Source organism: Aeromonas sp. R7-2 (assembly GCF_040908105.1).
GTDB classification, from domain to species: Bacteria; Pseudomonadota; Gammaproteobacteria; order Enterobacterales; family Aeromonadaceae; genus Aeromonas; species Aeromonas caviae.
Genome location: NZ_JBFODC010000026.1, coordinates 181,561 through 198,839, shown reverse-complemented (window position 1 = coordinate 198,839; position 17,279 = coordinate 181,561). Strand labels below are relative to the sequence as shown.

Annotated in this window: 17 protein-coding genes; 11 read left to right on the top strand and 6 right to left on the bottom strand. The window is 60.5% G+C overall.

Annotation, left to right across the window (positions count from 1 at the left end; genetic code table 11):
* Positions 1-621 (top strand): methyl-accepting chemotaxis protein (locus AB5Y47_RS11690; RefSeq protein ID WP_368176111.1); only part of this gene is annotated, 621 nt, incomplete at its 5' end.
* A 143-nt stretch (positions 622-764) separates the two neighbouring features.
* Positions 765-947, top strand: coding sequence for a hypothetical protein (locus AB5Y47_RS11685; protein ID WP_017779057.1), 183 nt, complete (start codon positions 765-767; stop codon positions 945-947).
* Between the two features lie 73 nt (positions 948-1,020).
* Here the strand turns inward: AB5Y47_RS11685 and lpdA are convergent, their stop codons facing one another.
* The 5 genes from lpdA to ampD all read right to left on the bottom strand — a co-directional run bounded on the left by lpdA (position 1,021) and on the right by ampD (position 8,968).
* On the bottom strand, positions 1,021-2,448 hold the full coding sequence (gene lpdA, locus AB5Y47_RS11680; protein ID WP_010675812.1) for a dihydrolipoyl dehydrogenase: 1,428 nt from the start codon (positions 2,446-2,448) through the stop codon (positions 1,021-1,023).
* A 149-nt stretch (positions 2,449-2,597) separates the two neighbouring features.
* Entirely contained in the window at positions 2,598-4,490 is a 1,893-nt protein-coding gene (gene aceF / locus AB5Y47_RS11675) for a pyruvate dehydrogenase complex dihydrolipoyllysine-residue acetyltransferase (protein ID WP_368220251.1), read from the bottom strand.
* Positions 4,491-4,610: 120 nt separating this feature from the next.
* The gene (gene aceE / locus AB5Y47_RS11670) at positions 4,611-7,271 is read right to left on the bottom strand and encodes a pyruvate dehydrogenase (acetyl-transferring), homodimeric type (protein WP_039040509.1); all 2,661 of its coding nucleotides are present in this window, start codon (positions 7,269-7,271) and stop codon (positions 4,611-4,613) included.
* A gap of 83 nt (positions 7,272-7,354) precedes the next feature.
* The gene (pdhR, locus tag AB5Y47_RS11665; protein ID WP_010675815.1) at positions 7,355-8,119 is read right to left on the bottom strand and encodes a pyruvate dehydrogenase complex transcriptional repressor PdhR; all 765 of its coding nucleotides are present in this window, start codon (positions 8,117-8,119) and stop codon (positions 7,355-7,357) included.
* Positions 8,120-8,395: 276 nt separating this feature from the next.
* The gene (gene ampD / locus AB5Y47_RS11660) at positions 8,396-8,968 is read right to left on the bottom strand and encodes a 1,6-anhydro-N-acetylmuramyl-L-alanine amidase AmpD (protein WP_039040507.1); all 573 of its coding nucleotides are present in this window, start codon (positions 8,966-8,968) and stop codon (positions 8,396-8,398) included.
* 128 nt (positions 8,969-9,096) lie between these two features.
* Here ampD and AB5Y47_RS11655 point away from each other — a divergent pair, with 128 nt between their 5' ends.
* The 9 genes from AB5Y47_RS11655 (at position 9,097) to yacG (ending at position 16,814) form a co-directional block, all read left to right on the top strand.
* Positions 9,097-9,567 (top strand): TIGR02281 family clan AA aspartic protease, encoded by a 471-nt coding sequence (locus tag AB5Y47_RS11655; protein ID WP_049637199.1) that lies wholly within the window; start codon positions 9,097-9,099, stop codon positions 9,565-9,567.
* 3 nt (positions 9,568-9,570) lie between these two features.
* Positions 9,571-10,434 (top strand): carboxylating nicotinate-nucleotide diphosphorylase, encoded by an 864-nt coding sequence (nadC, locus tag AB5Y47_RS11650; RefSeq protein ID WP_042864860.1) that lies wholly within the window; start codon positions 9,571-9,573, stop codon positions 10,432-10,434.
* Positions 10,435-10,744: 310 nt separating this feature from the next.
* Entirely contained in the window at positions 10,745-11,188 is a 444-nt protein-coding gene (locus tag AB5Y47_RS11645; protein ID WP_080988740.1) for a prepilin-type N-terminal cleavage/methylation domain-containing protein, read from the top strand.
* Positions 11,188-12,894, top strand: a complete 1,707-nt coding sequence (tapB, locus tag AB5Y47_RS11640) for a PilB family type IVa pilus assembly ATPase TapB (protein WP_041213997.1) — start codon at positions 11,188-11,190, stop codon at positions 12,892-12,894. Before AB5Y47_RS11645 ends, tapB begins: the two co-directional genes overlap by 1 nt.
* Before the next feature lie 127 nt (positions 12,895-13,021).
* Positions 13,022-14,263 (top strand): type II secretion system F family protein, encoded by a 1,242-nt coding sequence (locus AB5Y47_RS11635; RefSeq protein WP_216944752.1) that lies wholly within the window; start codon positions 13,022-13,024, stop codon positions 14,261-14,263.
* 77 nt (positions 14,264-14,340) lie between these two features.
* Positions 14,341-15,216, top strand: a complete 876-nt coding sequence (locus AB5Y47_RS11630; RefSeq protein ID WP_201921354.1) for an A24 family peptidase — start codon at positions 14,341-14,343, stop codon at positions 15,214-15,216.
* Positions 15,217-15,234: 18 nt separating this feature from the next.
* The gene (gene coaE, locus AB5Y47_RS11625; protein ID WP_201921352.1) at positions 15,235-15,849 is read left to right on the top strand and encodes a dephospho-CoA kinase; all 615 of its coding nucleotides are present in this window, start codon (positions 15,235-15,237) and stop codon (positions 15,847-15,849) included.
* Positions 15,850-15,886: 37 nt separating this feature from the next.
* On the top strand, positions 15,887-16,609 hold the full coding sequence (zapD, locus tag AB5Y47_RS11620) for a cell division protein ZapD (RefSeq protein ID WP_010675825.1): 723 nt from the start codon (positions 15,887-15,889) through the stop codon (positions 16,607-16,609).
* A 10-nt stretch (positions 16,610-16,619) separates the two neighbouring features.
* Positions 16,620-16,814, top strand: coding sequence for a DNA gyrase inhibitor YacG (gene yacG / locus AB5Y47_RS11615; RefSeq protein ID WP_039040499.1), 195 nt, complete (start codon positions 16,620-16,622; stop codon positions 16,812-16,814).
* A gap of 55 nt (positions 16,815-16,869) precedes the next feature.
* Here the strand turns inward: yacG and mutT are convergent, their stop codons facing one another.
* Positions 16,870-17,274: an 8-oxo-dGTP diphosphatase MutT gene (gene mutT / locus AB5Y47_RS11610; protein WP_171864957.1), complete on the bottom strand. Its 405-nt coding sequence runs from the start codon at positions 17,272-17,274 to the stop codon at positions 16,870-16,872.
* Between the last annotated feature and the right edge of the window lie 5 nt (positions 17,275-17,279).

Below are 17,279 nucleotides of genomic sequence, written 5' to 3'. Positions count from 1 at the left end.
GGGGCCCAGGTCGTCGCCCAGGCCCGTCACGGCATCGTCGGCCTCTCCGGTGAAATCGAACAGGTCGCCGGGGTCATCGAGTCCCTGGCGAGCCAGACCGACTCCATCGGCAGCATCCTCGACACCATCCGCAGCATCTCGGAGCAGACCAACCTGCTGGCCCTCAACGCCGCCATCGAGGCCGCCCGTGCCGGCGAGCAGGGCCGTGGCTTCGCCGTGGTGGCCGACGAGGTGCGCAACCTCGCCAGCCGCTCCGCCGCCTCCACCGCCGAGATCCAGGGCATGATCAACAGCCTCCAGGAGCAGAGCGCCCGCGCCGTCAGCGCCATGGCCCAGGGCCGCAACCAGAGCCTGCGGGTGGTGACCCAGGCCGACGAGGCCAACGGCGCCCTCGACCAGATCACCGGACACATCACCCAGATCAGCGACATGAACATCCAGGTCGCCACCGCCACCGAAGAGCAGTCGAGCGTGGTGGGCGAACTCAACCGCAACGTGGAGGACATCAACCAGCTCACCATGGAGACCGCCGATATCGCCCATCACCTGACCGAGTCGAGCCGCAACCTGCAGCACCTCTCCGGCGAGCTCGACAAGCTGGTCGGCAACTTCCGCCTCTGAGCGTCCGGCACCTCTTCCTGACCCGCACCAGGGCGCTTCGGCGCCCTTCTTCATGACCACGGCAAGCCGTGACGCACGGGGGATACGTCGTCTCCCACCGCCCTGCCACATGCCTCATAATCAGGAAAACGCGAGGAGGTATGATGGGCAAGCTGGTCGTGATGATAGTGCTGGGGGGGCTGCTCAGTGCCTGCAGCAGCGGGCCCGTGCGGGTGCACGGGGCCGATGTGAGCGTGGACGATACCCGGATCCGGGTCAGCGATGGGGATCGCGGAGGCTACGGTACCTTCTGCCCACCGGGACAGGCCAAGAAGGGGCGCTGCTGACCGCAGGGTGCCGAAAGACAGACAACAAAAAGCCGCTCCATGGAGCGGCTTTTCTTATGAAACGGGCAGAAGATTATTTTTTCTTCTTGGCCTTGGCGTTCGGCAGGTCGGTGATGGAGCCTTCGAACACTTCGGCAGCCAGACCCACGGACTCGTGCAGAGTCGGGTGAGCGTGGATGGTCAGCGCGATGTCTTCGGCGTCGGCACCCATCTCGATGGCCAGACCGATTTCACCCAGCAGTTCACCGCCGTTGGTACCCACGATGGCACCACCGATGACGCGGCCGCTCTCCTTGTCGAAGATCAGCTTGGTCATGCCGTCGGAGCAGTCGGACGCGATGGCGCGACCGGAAGCAGCCCACGGGAAGGTGGCGACTTCGAAGTTCAGACCCTGTTGCTTGGCTTCCTTCTCGGTCAGACCCACCCAGGCCATCTCAGGCTCGGTATAGGCGATGGACGGAATCACTTTCGGGTCGAAGTAGTGCTTCTTGCCGGCGATGACTTCGGCCGCCACGTGGCCTTCGTGTACACCCTTGTGGGCCAGCATGGGCTGACCGACGATGTCGCCGATGGCGTGGATGTGGGCGACGTTGGTACGCAGTTGCTTGTCGACTTCGATGAAACCGCGCTCGTTGACGGCAACACCGGCCTTCTCGGCATCCAGCATCTTGCCGTTCGGCACACGGCCTACGGCAACCAGCACGTTGTCGTAGCGAACCGGCTCTGCCGGGGCGTGCTTGCCTTCGTAGGAGACGTACAGACCGTCTTCACGGGCTTCAACGGCGGTGACCTTGGTCTCCAGCATGATGTTGAATTTCTTGGCAACGCGCTTGGTGTAGATCTTGACGATGTCTTTGTCGGCAGCCGGTACCAGCTGGTCGGCAAATTCCACCACGTCGATCTCGGAACCCAGGGAGGAGTACACGGTACCCATCTCCAGACCGATGATGCCGCCACCGATGACCAGCAGCTTGCCAGGAACGGTCGTCAGTTCCAGCGCATCGGTAGAGTCCCATACGCGGGGGTCGTCATGGGGGATGAACGGCAGCTTCACCGGACGGGAACCGGCGGCGATGATGGCGTTGTCGAAGGTGACGGTGGTCTTGCCGTCGGCGCCTTCCACTTCCAGCGTGTTTGGGCCGGTGAACTTGCCGAAGCCGTTCACGACCTGGACTTTACGCATCTTGGCCATGCCAGCCAGACCGCCGGTCAGCTGGTTGATGACCTTCTCTTTCCACAGACGCACCTTGTCGATGTCGGTCTGCGGGGCACCGAAGACGATGCCGTGCTCGGCCAGCGCCTTGGCTTCTTCAATGACTTTGGCGACGTGCAGCAGTGCCTTGGACGGGATGCAACCCACGTTCAGGCAGACGCCACCCAGGGTGGAGTAACGCTCGACGATAATGGTATCCAGACCCAAGTCAGCCGCACGGAAGGCAGCGGAATAACCGGCAGGGCCAGCACCCAGTACTACGACCTGGGTTTTGATTTCTTTACTCATCATGACCTCTTTGTCGTTCTTATATCCCCGGACAGCGCAGTCTTAAACCAGAACGAGGCGGCTGCAGCCGTGAAAAAAACGGGGCAAGTTTACAATCCTGTTAACGAAATGAGAAGTAAAAAGGGCAGGCTCTGGGCCCGCCCTCTCACTTACAGGACCAGTCGACGGATGTCGGACAACACACCACTCAGGGTGGTGATGAAGCGGGCACCGTCGGCGCCATCGATGACGCGGTGGTCGTAGCTCAGAGCCAGCGGCAGCATCAGGCGCGGCACGAACTCTTTACCGTTCCACTTCGGCTTCATCTCGGACTTGGAGACGCCCAGGATGGCCACTTCCGGCGCGTTGACGATCGGGGTAAAGCTGGTACCGCCGATGCCACCCAGGCTGGAGATGGTGAAGCAACCGCCCTGCATGTCGGCAGCGGTCAGCTTGCCGGCACGGGCCTTCTTGGAGATCTCGGCCAGATCGCGGGACAGCTCGTGGATGCCCTTCTTGTTGACGTCGCGAACCACCGGAACCACCAGACCGTTGGGGGTATCCACCGCCACACCGATGTGGATGTACTTCTTCATGATCAGCTTGCTGCCGTCTTCGGACAGGGCGCTGCAGAAGCGCGGATGGGCTTCCAGGGCCTTGGCGGCCGCCTTCAGGATGAACACCAGCGGGGTGATCTTCACGTCCAGCTTCTGCTTCTCGGCCAGGATGTTCTGCTCTTTGCGGAACGCTTCCAGATCCGTGGTATCGGCTTCGTCGAACTGGGTGACGTGGGGGATCATGGCCCAGTTGCGGTGCAGGGCAGGACCGGAGATCTTCTGGATACGGGTCAGTTCCAGCTCTTCGACAGGGCCGAACTTGCTGAAATCAACCTTCGGCCAGGCCACGACGCTCATGCCGTTGCCAGTGCCGGTACCGGCAGCCGGAGCGGACTCGGCGCGCTTGACCGCATCCTTCACGTAAGCCTGCACGTCTTCTTTGACGATGCGACCCTTGCGACCGGAGGCTTTCACCTTGGCCAGGTTGACACCGAACTCGCGCGCCAGACGGCGTACAGCCGGGGAGGCGTGGACGTAGGCGTCGTTGGCGACGAAATCGGAGGCGGCAGCAGCCTGGGCAACCGGTGCAGGAGCGGCGGCAGCCGGAGCGGCAGCAACGGGCGCTGCGGCAGGAGCCGGAGCAGCCACGGCAGCCGGAGCGGCACCCGCCACTTCGAATACCATGATCAGGGAACCGGTGGAGACCTTGTCACCCGCCTTCACCTTGATCTCCTTGACCACACCGGCGAACGGCGCAGGCACTTCCATGGAGGCCTTGTCACCTTCCACGGTGATCAGGGACTGGTCGGCTTCAACCTTGTCACCCACGGCGACCATGATTTCGGTCACTTCCACTTCGTCACCGCCGATGTCCGGCACGTTGACGTCCTTGGCACCGGCGGCAACCGGAGCAGCGGCAGCCACGGGGGCAGCAGCAGGAGCCGGCGCGGCAACAGCGGCCGGGGCAGCGCCCGCCACTTCAAAGACCATCACCAGGGAGCCGGTAGAAACCTTGGCGCCGGCGGCAACCTTGATCTCGACCACGCGACCGGCGAACGGTGCCGGCACTTCCATGGAGGCCTTGTCACCTTCCACGGCGATGATGGACTGATCGGCTTCAACCATGTCGCCCACGGCAACCATGATCTCAGTCACTTCGACTTCGTCACCACCGATGTCCGGCACGTTGACGTCCTGGCGAGCAGCAGCAGGAGCGGTGGCCGGCGCGGCAGCAACCGGGGCAGCAGCCTGGACCGGAGCCGGTGCGGCAGCACCCTCGGCTTCGAAGATCATGATCTGGGAACCGGTGGCAACCTTGTCGCCCACCTTGATCAGGATCTCTTTGACGATACCGGCGGCGGGGGCCGGGACTTCCATGGAGGCCTTGTCACCTTCCACGGCGATCAGGGACTGGTCCAGTTCGACCTTGTCACCCACGGCCACCATGATCTCGGTGACTTCAACTTCATCGGCACCGATATCCGGCACCATAATCTGTTTGGACATTGCGCTTTATCCTCTTGCGTGCATCCGCGTGGCAGCCTGAGCATCACCACGCGCATCCCGCGTTATCCGTTTAAACCCAGGCAAGGTCGCGCCGGATACCCGGCGCGACACTCAATCCTCTTACGCGTACAGCGGGTTGACCTTGTCGGCATCGATGCCGTACTTGGCGATGGCTTCGGCCACAACCTGCTTGTCTACCTCGCCGCGCTTGGCCAGTTCGGTCAGGGCAGCAACCACTACGTAGAACTCGTTCACTTCGAAGTGACGACGCAGGTTGGCACGGCTGTCGGAGCGGCCGTAACCGTCGGTACCCAGTACACGGTAGTTCTCGGTCGGAACGAAGGCACGCACCTGATCGGCGAAGGACTTCATGTAGTCGGTCGCGGCGATGGTGGCTTCGCTGCCCAGTACCTGAGCGATGTAGGGCACACGCGCTTCGGCGGTCGGGTGCAGCATGTTCCAGCGATCCGCGTCCTGACCGTCACGAGCCAGTTCGTTGAAGGAGGTGACGCTGAACACGTCGGAACCCACGCCGTACTCGCTGGCCAGGATCTGGGCGGCGGTGCGCACGTGACCCAGGATGGAACCACAACCCAGCAGCTGTACCTTGGCCTTGGTGCCGGCCACGGTTTCCAGCTTGTAGATACCCTTGCGAATGCCTTCCTCGGCGCCTTCCGGCATGGCCGGCATGGCATAGTTCTCGTTCAGGGTAGTGATGTAGTAGAACACGTTCTCCGGGTTCTCACCGTACATGCGGCGCAGGCCGTCCTGTACGATCACCGCCACTTCATAGGCGTAGGACGGATCGTAGGAGATGCAGTTCGGGATGGTGTTGGCCAGGATGTGGCTGTGACCATCTTCGTGCTGCAAGCCCTCTCCGTTAAGAGTGGTACGACCGGAGGTCGCGCCCAGCAGGAAGCCACGGGCTTGCTGGTCACCGGCTGCCCACGCCATGTCGCCGATCCGCTGGAAGCCGAACATGGAGTAGTAGATGTAGAACGGGATCATCGGGCAGTCGTTGGTGCTGTAAGAGGTGGCAGCAGCCAGCCAGGAGGACATGGCGCCCAGCTCGTTGATACCGTCTTGCAGAACCTGACCCTGCTTGTCTTCCTTGTAGTAGGAGACGATGTCGCGGTCTTGCGGGGTGTACTGCTGACCGTGCGGGCTGTAGATACCGATCTGGCGGAACAGGCCTTCCATACCGAAGGTACGGGCTTCGTCAGCCAGGATCGGGACGATGCGCTTGCCGATGGACTTGTCTTTCAGCATCACGTTCAGGGAACGCACGAACGCCATGGTGGTGGAGATTTCGCGCGCCTGTTCACCCAGCAGCGGACCGAAGGCATCCAGCGCCGGGATTTCCAGCTTGGTGGTGCTCTCGCGCAGACGGGTCGGTACATAGCCCTTCAGTGCGGCACGGCGGGCGTGCAGGTACTTGTGCTCTTCGGTACCCTCTTCGATCTTCAGGTACGGCAGGTTTTCCAGCTGCTCGTCGGTGACCGGCAGGTTGAAACGATCGCGCAGGTGACGCACGGAGCCCAGATCCATCTTCTTGACCTGGTGAGCGATGTTCTTGCCTTCGGCCGCTTCGCCCATGCCATAGCCCTTGATGGTCTTGGCCAGGATCACGGTCGGCTTGCCCTTGGTCTGTGCTGCTTTGGAGAAGGCGGCGAACAGTTTGCGGGGGTCGTGACCACCGCGGTTCAGGGCGAAGATCTCCTCGTCGGTCATGTCTTTGACCAGCGCGGCGGTTTCCGGGTAACGGTTGAAGAAGTGCTCGCGCACGTAGGCACCGTCACGGGACTTCATGGTCTGGTAGTCACCGTCCACGGTCTCGTTCATCAGCTGGATCAGCTTGCCGGAAGTGTCTTTCTTCAGCAGCTCATCCCACTTGCGACCCCAGATGACCTTGGTCACGTCCCAGCCAGCGCCGGCGAACAGGCCTTCCAGCTCGTTGATGACCTTGCCGTTGCCGACAACCGGACCATCCAGACGCTGCAGGTTGCAGTTGACCACGAACACCAGGTTGTCGAGCTTTTCACGCACGGCAACGGTCAGGGCACCCTTGGCTTCCGGCTCGTCCATCTCGCCATCACCCAGGAAGGCGTAAACGGTCTGCTCGGAGCAATCCTTGATGCCACGGTCGGTCAGGTACTTCAGGAAACGCGCCTGATAGATGGCGGCGATGGGGCCCAGACCCATGGAAACGGTCGGGAACTGCCAGAATTCCGGCATCAGTTTCGGGTGCGGGTAGGAAGGGATACCCTTGCCATCCACTTCCTGACGGAAGTTGTCCAGCTGCTCTTCGGTCAGGCGACCTTCGGCGAATGCACGGGCGTAGATGCCCGGGGAGATGTGACCCTGGAAGTAGACCAGATCGCCACCGTCCTTCTCGTTGCGGGCACGGAAGAAGTGGTTGTAGCAGACTTCGTAGATAGTCGCGGAAGAAGCGAAGGAAGACATGTGACCACCCAGGTCCAGGTCTTTCTTGGAGGCGCGCAGCACGATCATCATGGCATTCCAGCGGATGATGGCGCGAATGCGGCGTTCCATTTCCAGGTCGCCCGGGTAAGCCGGCTCGTCGCTGGACGGGATGGTGTTGATGTAGTCGCGGTTTGCCTTGGCAGCCACGTCCACACCGCTTGCGCGGGCTTTCTCGGCCAACTGTTCAAGGATGAACTGAGCGCGTTGCGGACCCTCTTCACGCAGCAGGGATTCCAGAGAGGCAAGCCACTCCAGCGTTTCTATCGGGTCCACATCGTTCTTCAGGATATCAGACATGGCTGGTTCCTATGTTGTTGTGATTGCACGGCATTGCACGGCGAAGGGCGCAAGCATTCGACAATTAAGAAAGCCTTGTGGGATTAGTTTTCCTGCTGACGGATCCGACGCATGGATCGCTGGATCCGGCTGTCTTCCCTCTGCATATCCAACAAGGTGTCCTCGATAAAGGCCAGGTGCTCATGACAAGCAGCCCTGGCCCGCTCCGGAGCCCCCGACAGGATAGCCTCGATCAGGCTCGCACGATGGCGACGGATCTTGGCGACCACTCCCGGACGGCGATTCAAAATTTCGTTATTGCGTAAAATGTTCTGCTCAAGCATGGGGCCCATGGCCCGCAACAGGTGCAGCAGCACCACGTTGTGGGAGGCCTCGGCCACGGCCAGATAGAACTGGGTCACGGCGGCCGATTCGACCACCAGCGACCCTTGCTGACCGGCTTCTTCAATGGCGGCTTGCGCCAGGCGAATCCGTTCGAAATCAGCCTCGGTGCCCCGCAGCGCCGCATAGTAGGCACAGATGCCTTCCAGTGCGTGACGAAACTCCAGCAGGTCGTACTGGGCTTCCGGGTGAGTGCTGAGCAGTTCGAACAGGGGGTCGGCGATCCCCTTGCTCAGGGCATTTTGTACGTAAGTGCCACCGCCCTGACGACGATACAAGAGTCCTCTCGCTTCCAGGCGCTGGATGGCTTCGCGCAAGGAAGGGCGCGACACCTGAAACTGGATGGCGAGTTCCCGCTCGGGCGGCAACTTCTGGCCCGGCTGCAGGCTGCCTTCCAGAATCATGCTTTCCAGCTCGGCGACGATGGCGTCGGCCAGCTTGGGCTGAGTTATCTTGATATAGGGCATGAGGCTACTTTGTTAAATTGGTATTACCAATTTTATGATTGGGGCGAAAATTAGCAGAGGGCTTGAAAAAAGTCCACCCAAAAGATGATCTGAATCAAGAAGCTAGGCTGCCACTTTGGGGGTAAAAACGCGGAATCATGATATAGCTCATAGAAAATGGTCTGACCAATATTTGTGAGCTTGCTCACCGATAACATTTGGCCAACAGCATGAAAAATGGCTTGCCAGACAAGGCAAGCCATTGATTCTAAAAACACAAAATAATTTTTAGATTTTTCACTCAAAGTGAAGCTTTTCCCGATAGCGAGGCCATTCGAAACTGTCACCCGGATCCGTCTTGCGGCCCGGCGCGATGTCGCAGTGGCCGACAATACGGTCCGCCGTGATGGCGGGATAACGGTGAACAATCGCCCGGCTGAGGTCCGACAGCACCTCGTATTGCTTGTCGCTGTAGGGAAGCTCGTCGGTCCCTTCCAGTTCGATCCCGATGGAAAAATCGTTGCACGCCTCCCTCCCCTCCCAGCTCGAGACTCCTGCATGCCATGCCCTGGCGCCAAAAGGCACGTACTGTACCAGTTCCCCATCACGGCGGATCAGGCAGTGGGCCGAGACCCTCAGTTGATGAATACCGGCGAAATAGGGGTGAGCACCGGGATCGAGCCGCCCCAGAAACAGATCGTCGATAAAGGGGCCACCAAACTGCCCGGGGGGCAGGCTGATGCCGTGTATCACCAGCAAGGAGACATCCTCCGGGCTGAGCCTCTCATTGTGATGGGGGGAAGGCACCTTGCGGGCCTGCTCGCACCATCCTTCTCGATCGATGGAAAACAGGGTTGTGGGTTGTGTCATCGTCTGCTCGACTCACAAATGGAAGCGATGTGCCTCTGGCGGGATGGGAAAACTGGGAACAAGTCTCTGAATTCATGGATAACGCTATGTTAGGCTGAGCCATTCACTCGCGCGATATGGGACACACTATGCACCCGATGGCACGCCGTCTCTGGCTGCTCACCTGGCTCTCGCTGCTGGGTCTGCTGACCCTCTACTTTCATGGTCGTGAACAACCGTCGGTGACCGCCAGCGGCGATCTGCTGCTCAGGGCCGATGCCAGCGGCCATTATCGTCTGGAGGGTGCCATCAACGACCAGCCGGTGCAACTGCTGCTGGACACAGGAGCAACCCGGGTGACCATACCGAGCCAGGTGGCCGCCCGGCTCGGCCTCGTCGCCACGGGCCGCAGCCGTGTCAATACGGCAGCCGGAGAGATCCAGGTCGAAACCGGCCGGATCGAAAGTCTGGCGATGGGTCCGCTGACCCTGTACGATTTGTCAGTCTTTATCAATCCGGCTGCCGACGGGGAGGAGATCCTGGTGGGCATGAATGCCCTGGGCAGGCTGGAATTGCGCCAGAAAGACAGGCAATTGCTTCTCAGACCCTTGCAGGAATAAGGCATGTTACAACAGGACATCCGCCGCGCCGTGCGCGCCGCACTTCTCGAAGACTTGGGCGATGCCCTCACCGCGCTGGATCAACCGGATGCCAGCGCCGACATCACGGCCCAGCTGATCCCGGCTGATCGCATCTCGACCGCGCGAGTCATCACCCGCGAGGCGGGCGTCTTCTGCGGCCAGCCCTGGGTCGACGAGGTGTTTGCCCAGCTCGGTGGCGAAGTGAAGGTCGAGTGGAAAGTGCAAGATGGTGAACGCCTTGCCCCCAATCAGGAGCTGTTCCGCCTCCATGGCCCCGCCCGCGTGCTGCTGACCGGCGAGCGCAATGCGCTGAACTTCGTGCAGACCCTTTCCGGGGTCGCCACCCTGACCGCCCGTTATGTGGCCGAGCTGGAAGGCACTGACTGCCGCCTGCTCGATACCCGCAAGACCCTGCCCGGCCTGCGCAGCGCCCAGAAGTATGCGGTCACCTGCGGGGGCGGCAAAAACCACCGTATCGGTTTGTTTGATGCCTACCTCATCAAGGAGAACCACATTCTCGCCTGCGGTGGCATCGCTGAAGCAATCAGCGAAGCGCGCCGTCTCAATCCGGACAAACCGGTGGAAGTCGAGGTCGAATCCCTGGCCGAGCTGGAGCAGGCCCTGGCCGCACGGGCCGACATCGTGATGCTGGACAACTTCGACATCCCCATGATGCAGGAAGCCGTTCGCCTCAATCAGGGCAGAGCCAAGCTGGAAGTCTCCGGCAACGTCACCCTCGATACCCTTGCCGGATACGCCGCGACCGGGATCGACTTCATCTCGGTGGGAGCGCTGACCAAGCATGTGCGGGCACTGGATCTCTCCATGCGCTTTGTCGAGGCTTGAGCAAGCCCCATCCGTTGCTCGTGCCCAAAAATATTACAGGGCTCGAAACTTGCAAAAGGCGCCATCGGCGCCTTTTCTTTATGCAGGATCCCACGACATAAGGAGTGTGAAGATGGGCCCTCCCGCCTCATAACAAGTGCCAATGGAAGCCATTTAATCTTTGATTTTTCTACACATTTCACTAAATGACATAAAAGTGGCTAACAAGGTCCCCGCCTCTGTTGCCAACCCGAAGCGCTCGGATAAGATACCAGCGTGGATAGCATTCCACCGGTGCTTATCAGGAAACATGGAAAAAAGGATATTTCACATGAAAAGACAGTCAGGGTTTACGCTAATCGAATTGATGATCGTCGTTGCGATCGTCGCCATCCTCGCCGCCATCGCTATGCCTGCGTATCAAAATTACAGCCGGAAAGCCAAGATGACCGAATTAGTCACAGCAACAGGAGCTCAAAAAACTGCGATCGAGGTGTGTGTGCAAACAAAAAGTGTGGCTGACTGTACCCCAGGCACCAATGGTATAGCGAATGTGACACCTTCTGCAGCAGCCTCAACTGGACTTCCAACTATTGCTGTTGATGTAACCGGTAATAACTACACGATTACGGCAGCAGCAAGCGCAGATCAGTCACCACTCACAGAAGGTGAAACATACAAGCTCACAGGGGACGCAAGTAATATCCCCATTGCTTGGTCAGGAAGCTGCGCGAAAGAAGATGGTACAGCTAATACTGACTATTGCCCTAACTAATGACCTCTAGCCTCAATAGCGGCCTGGCCACCAGCCTGGCCGCTTCTTCCCTCCTCAGTGAGCCGGACTCACAGCGCTATCTGAGCCAGGCCAAGGCGCAGCGCAAGCCCTTTGTCACCTTCCTGATTGAAAACGACATCCTCGACAGCAAAGCCCTCGCCGATTTCTGCGAGCTGGAATATGGGGTACCTCTGCTTGATCTGGCGGCCTTTGATCTCGCCGAGATCCCGCAGAAATACCTCAATCAAAAGCTGATTGAAAAGCACCATGTCCTGCCCATCTACACCCAGGGGCATACCCTCTATATCGCCATGTCCGATCCGACCAATGTGTCGGCTCTGGAGGACTTTGGTTTCAGTTTTGGCCTGCATACGGAAGCCCTGCTGGTCGAAGAGAGCAAGCTGACCGCCGCCATCGGCAAGCTGATGGAGAGCGAGCAGGATACCCTGGGCATGGATCATATCGACGAGGCCGAGATCTCCGAACTCGAGGTCTCCGACGAGAGTTCCCGCCTCGACGAGAGCGTCAACACCGCAGACGATGATGCCCCCATCGTCAAATACATCCACAAGATCATGATGGATGCCATCAAGCGCGGGGCCTCCGACCTGCATTTCGAACCCTACGAGACCAAGTACCGGATCCGCTTTCGGGTAGACGGCATACTGCACGAAGTCGCCACGCCGCCGGTCAACCTGGCCAACCGCTTCGCGGCTCGCCTCAAGGTGATGGCACGGCTCGACATTGCCGAACGGCGCCTGCCCCAGGATGGCCGGATCAAACTCAAGATCTCACGCAACAGATCCATGGACATGCGGGTCAACACCCTGCCCACCATGTGGGGCGAAAAGATCGTGATCCGGTTGCTGGACTCCTCGGCCGCCCGGCTCAATATCGATCAACTCGGCTTTGACGACCGGCAGAAGACGCAATACCTGCACGCCCTCTCCAAACCTCAGGGCATGATCCTGGTGACCGGCCCGACGGGGTCAGGCAAGACGGTCTCACTCTATACCGGCCTCAACATCCTCAACACCAGCGAGGTCAATATCTCCACCGCCGAAGATCCGGTCGAGATAAACCTGCCCGGCGTCAACCAGGTGCAGATCAATCCCAAGGCGGGGCTCACCTTCGCCAGCGCCCTGCGCTCCTTCCTGCGCCAGGATCCCGACATCGTCATGGTGGGGGAGATACGGGATTTGGAAACCGCCGAGATTGCTATCAAGGCCGCCCAGACCGGTCACCTGGTGCTCTCCACCCTGCACACCAACTCGGCGGCAGAAACGCTCACCCGGATGATGAACATGGGGGTGCCGGCCTTCAACATCGCCTCTTCGGTCACCCTCATCATGGCCCAGCGCCTTGCCCGCAAACTCTGCGATCACTGCAAGGCGCCGGAAGTGGTGCCGGAAGCCGAGTTGCTGGAGCTGGGCTTCACCCAGCAGCAACTGGCCGCCGGGTTGCGGCTGTTCAAGCCCGTGGGATGCAAGGAGTGCTCGGGAGGCTACAGAGGCCGGGTCGGCATCTATGAGATCATGCTGATGTCCGACAACATCGCCAAACTCATCATGCAGGGAGCCAACTCGCTGCAGATTGCCGCGATAGCCCAAAAGGAAGGGATGCGCACCCTGCGCACATCCGGCCTCGAGAAAGCGCGTCTTGGCGTCACCAGTCTGGCCGAAATCAACAGGATCACCACCAACTGAGTTCGCAGTGCCCGAGTCATCTCGCCGGGTGAAGCCGCTGCCATCACCCCGATGACCTTCTTCAAGCCAAGATGAGCCGGACAGGCAGCAACATCCGGCCACCGTCGCCCAATTGCAGGATGCAGTGATGGCCACAATAGCTCAAAAACGCAACGCACCGAAAAAAGTCTTCTCCTACCGCTGGCACGGCGTCAACCGCAAGGGACAGAAGGTCTCCGGCGAGCTGCAAGCCGACAGCATCACCACCGTCAAGGCCGAGCTGCGCAAGCAGGGCGTCAACGTCACCAGGGTCAGCAAGCAGAGCCAGGGGCTCTTCTCCAAGGGCGGCGCCAAGATCAAGCCGATGGACATCGCCGTCATCTCCCGCCAGATCACTACCATGCTCTCCGCCGGCGTGCCTCTGGTGCAGAGTCTTCAGATCATTGCTCGCGGCCACGAGAAAGCGGCGGTGCGCGAGCTCATCGGCCAGATCGCCGCCGATGTGGAAACGGGCACCCCGCTCTCGGAGGCGTTGCGCCGCCATCCCCGCCACTTCGACGACCTCTATTGCGATCTGGTCGAGGCCGGGGAGCAATCCGGTGCCCTGGAGACCATCTACGACCGTATCGCCATCTACCGCGAGAAGAACGAAGCCCTCAAATCCAAGATCAAGAAGGCCATGTTCTATCCGTCCATGGTCATTCTGGTGGCCATCGTCGTCACCTCCATCCTGCTGCTCTTCGTCATTCCCCAGTTCGAGGATATCTTCAAGAGCTTCGGTGCCGAGCTGCCCGCCTTTACCCGGTTCGTCATCGCCATCTCCCGCTTTATGCAGGAGTGGTGGTACGCCATCTTTGGCGGCGCTGCTCTCGCCGTCTTCCTCTATGTGCGGGCCTGGCGAAAATCCCAGAAGGTCAGGGACAACACGGACAAGTTCATCCTCACCATTCCCGTGGTGGGCAACATACTGCACAAGGCGGCCATGGCCCGCTTTGCCCGCACTCTCTCCACCACCTTCTCCGCCGGTATCCCGCTGGTGGATGCCCTGGTTTCGGCGGCCGGAGCATCCGGCAACTATGTCTATCGCACTGCGACCATGGCCATTCGCAACGAGGTGGTGGCCGGCATGCAGATCAACGTCGCCATGCGCACCGTGGATCTTTTCCCCGACATGGTGACCCAGATGGTGATGATCGGTGAGGAATCCGGCGCCATCGACGACATGCTCTCCAAGGTCGCCGCCATTTTCGAACAGGAGGTGGACGACATGGTCGACGGCCTCACCAGCCTGCTCGAACCCATCATCATGGTGGTGCTCGGGGTGCTGGTCGGCGGCATGGTAGTAGCCATGTACCTCCCCATTTTCAAGCTGGGCTCTGTGATACACTGACCCTCTCGACAGAGGGCCGGGCGGTGCATTTCCCCCGGCCATCTGTCATCCCCGTTCCCGACACAAGCGATTGATCTATGGTGCCTTTGATCGAACTGGCCCAGGGCTTGCCCTGGCTCTATCTCTCCTTGATTTTCCTTTTCTCCCTGATGGTGGGCAGCTTCCTGAACGTGGTGATCCATCGCCTGCCCATCATGATGGAGCGGGCCTGGCATGCCGAATACAGCGACTATTTCGGTGACGGTGAAGAGACTCCTCCTGCAACCGGACGATACAACCTCATGGTACCTCGCTCCCGCTGCCCCCACTGCGACCACCCCATAGGGGCGCTGGAGAACATTCCCCTACTGAGCTGGCTATGGCTCAGGGGGCGCTGCCGCAACTGCCACGCCTCCATTTCGGCTCGCTATCCCCTGGTCGAGCTGCTCACCGCCCTGCTGTCGGTCTCGGTAGCAGCCGCGCTTGCCCCCGGCTGGGGCACCCTTGCCGCTTTGTTGCTCACCTGGACATTGGTCGCACTGACCTTCATCGACCTGGACAAGATGCTCTTGCCGGATCAGCTCACCCTGCCCCTGCTCTGGGGTGGCCTGCTGTTCAATCTGGCGGGCGGTTTCGTGCCCCTGGCCGATGGGGTGGTCGGCGCCATGGCGGGTTATCTGGTGCTCTGGAGCCTCTACTGGGCCTTCAAGCTGCTGACCGGCAAGGAAGGGATGGGCTATGGCGACTTCAAACTGCTGGCGGCACTGGGCGCCTGGCTGGGATGGCAAGCCTTGCCCATCGTGCTGCTGCTCTCTTCGCTGGCGGGCGCCATCATCGGCATCGGTCTCATCCTGCTGCGCAACCACCACCAGGGCAAACCCATTCCCTTTGGCCCTTATCTCGCCATCGCGGGCTGGATAACGCTGCTGTGGGGCGATAGCATCACCCGCTGGTATCTTGATGTCGTGCTCTAGCAAAAGGATCTCTGACCCATGTATGTAGTCGCAATCACAGGGGGAATCGGCAGCGGCAAGACCACGGTTGCCAACCGCTTTGCCGAGCTGGGCATCGAGGTGGTGGATGCGGACATCATCGCCCGCGAGGTAGTGGAGCCCGGCACCCCTGCTCTGGCTGCCATCGCCGCCCATTTTGGCCCGGATGTCGTTGCCCCCGATGGCCAGCTCGATCGCCGCCGGCTGCGAGAGCGGATCTTCACCGATTCGCAGGCCAAGGAGTGGCTCAATGCCCTGCTCCATCCCCTCATCCGCACCGAGATGCTGCGCCAGTGTGCGGCAACCCGCTCCCCCTACTGCCTGCTGGTCGTCCCCTTGCTGGTGGAAAACAGGCTCACTTCCCTCGCCGATCGGGTACTGGTGATCGATGTGGACGAAGCGACGCAAATCGAGCGTACCTGCCGCCGCGATGGCGTCAGTCGGGAACAGGCCCAGGCGATACTGGCGTCCCAGGCGAGCCGCAGCGAGCGCCTGGCGATGGCCGACGACGTCCTGGACAACCAGAGTGGTACGAGTGAGACCATCTGGCAGCGAATTTTCGCCCTGCACCAGACATATCTGGCATTTGCCTCTCAACAAGCCCAGCAACTGTGAGTACACTAGGCCGGTTTATGGCTGGCCAGGATTAGGCATGATTTACGATTTTCCCCTCAATGAAAAAAGCCGGACCTATCTTCGTCTGGAGTCCCTGTTTTCCCAGATCCGCGACAATCTGGAGAGTGACCAGTCCTGGGCACATATCGCCTTCTTCAAGGGGTTGTTCGATTTGCAGGAGTTGCTGGAGCGTGGTGACCTGCGTGCCGATCTCATCAAGGATCTGGAGCGCCTCGGCCAACGCCTGAGCCACTGGGCCAGTCTGCCTGACGTCGATCTCGAGCAGATCCAGCGGATGCAGCAAGAGAGTACCCAGCTCTCCCGCAACCTGCTGAACTCCCCGCGCCCCGGTGCCCGTCTGAAAGAGGATCGCCTGCTCGGCTCCATTCGTCAGCGCTTCTCCATTCCGGGTGGTCTGTGCGCCTTCGATGTGCCGCAACTGCACCACTGGCTGGCGACCCCGGCCGTCACCCGCCACCAGCAGATGCAGCAATGGCTGAGTGACATCACCCTGCTGATGAACGCCATCTCCCTGTTGCTGCGCCTGTGGCGCGAGTCGGGCAACTTCAGCGACCAGGTGGCCACCAACGGCTTCTTCCAGGATACTGCCGAAGGGGCTGAACTGATCCGCATCCGTCTGGCGGGCACCCAGCCCTGCTATCCGACCCTGAGCGGCCACAAGAACCGCTTCGCCCTGCGCTTCCTGCCGACGACGGAGCAGCAGATAGGCGACGTCTCCTTCCAGCTCGCCTGTTGTTGAGGAGCGCCCCATGGTGACCAAGGTAAAGTGTCCGACCTGTCAGAGCGAGATCGAATGGGGTCCGCAGAGCCCGTTTCGCCCCTTCTGCAGCAAGCGCTGCCAGCTGATCGACCTCGGCGAGTGGGCGGATGAACAGAAGCGCATCCCGGGCGAGATCAACCCGGATCTGCTGCCCGACCCGGAACAGGGCGATCCCTGGCAATAAACACTTCACGATCAAAAAAGGGCCCTCAGGCCCTTTTTCGTTGGTATCGATCCTTTCAGGCAAGCGAGGCCTGCAACCGCGCGACGATGGGGCCGTTGGCATCCGGGAAGCGGTATTCGTGCAGCGAGGCCAGTGGCACCCAGCGGCACTCCTGCCCCTCCTTGCCAAAGGGCTCGCCGTGGAAGCGGGTCACCTTCCAGATATCCAGCAAGACCTGCTTGTCGGGGTAGTCGTGGTGCAGCTCCATGAAGGGGGCACAATCCTGCACCCGGATCCCGATCTCTTCCCACAATTCCCTGTCCAGCGCGGTGAGCAGATCCTCCCCCGACTCCACCTTGCCACCGGGAAACTCCCAGCGATCCCCCTGATGGCGATCGGCTGAGCGTTTGGCGATGAAGATATCGCCCCGTTCGTTCTCGATGACGCCCACCGCCACCCAGATCCGTTTCTTCTGTTCCATCATTG

Bases quoted from the DNA above. Each gene is read 5' to 3' on its own strand.
- AB5Y47_RS11685 (WP_017779057.1), top strand. From the start codon at position 765: ATGGGCAAGCTGGTCGTGATGATAGTGCTGGGGGGGCTGCTCAGTGCC.
- lpdA (WP_010675812.1), bottom strand. From the start codon at position 2,448: ATGAGTAAAGAAATCAAAACCCAGGTCGTAGTACTGGGTGCTGGCCCT.
- aceF (WP_368220251.1), bottom strand. From the start codon at position 4,490: ATGTCCAAACAGATTATGGTGCCGGATATCGGTGCCGATGAAGTTGAA.
- aceE (WP_039040509.1), bottom strand. From the start codon at position 7,271: ATGTCTGATATCCTGAAGAACGATGTGGACCCGATAGAAACGCTGGAG.
- pdhR (WP_010675815.1), bottom strand. From the start codon at position 8,119: ATGCCCTATATCAAGATAACTCAGCCCAAGCTGGCCGACGCCATCGTC.
- ampD (WP_039040507.1), bottom strand. From the start codon at position 8,968: ATGACACAACCCACAACCCTGTTTTCCATCGATCGAGAAGGATGGTGC.
- AB5Y47_RS11655 (WP_049637199.1), top strand. From the start codon at position 9,097: ATGCACCCGATGGCACGCCGTCTCTGGCTGCTCACCTGGCTCTCGCTG.
- nadC (WP_042864860.1), top strand. From the start codon at position 9,571: ATGTTACAACAGGACATCCGCCGCGCCGTGCGCGCCGCACTTCTCGAA.
- AB5Y47_RS11645 (WP_080988740.1), top strand. From the start codon at position 10,745: ATGAAAAGACAGTCAGGGTTTACGCTAATCGAATTGATGATCGTCGTT.
- tapB (WP_041213997.1), top strand. From the start codon at position 11,188: ATGACCTCTAGCCTCAATAGCGGCCTGGCCACCAGCCTGGCCGCTTCT.
- AB5Y47_RS11635 (WP_216944752.1), top strand. From the start codon at position 13,022: ATGGCCACAATAGCTCAAAAACGCAACGCACCGAAAAAAGTCTTCTCC.
- AB5Y47_RS11630 (WP_201921354.1), top strand. From the start codon at position 14,341: ATGGTGCCTTTGATCGAACTGGCCCAGGGCTTGCCCTGGCTCTATCTC.
- coaE (WP_201921352.1), top strand. From the start codon at position 15,235: ATGTATGTAGTCGCAATCACAGGGGGAATCGGCAGCGGCAAGACCACG.
- zapD (WP_010675825.1), top strand. From the start codon at position 15,887: ATGATTTACGATTTTCCCCTCAATGAAAAAAGCCGGACCTATCTTCGT.
- yacG (WP_039040499.1), top strand. From the start codon at position 16,620: ATGGTGACCAAGGTAAAGTGTCCGACCTGTCAGAGCGAGATCGAATGG.
- mutT (WP_171864957.1), bottom strand. From the start codon at position 17,274: ATGGAACAGAAGAAACGGATCTGGGTGGCGGTGGGCGTCATCGAGAAC.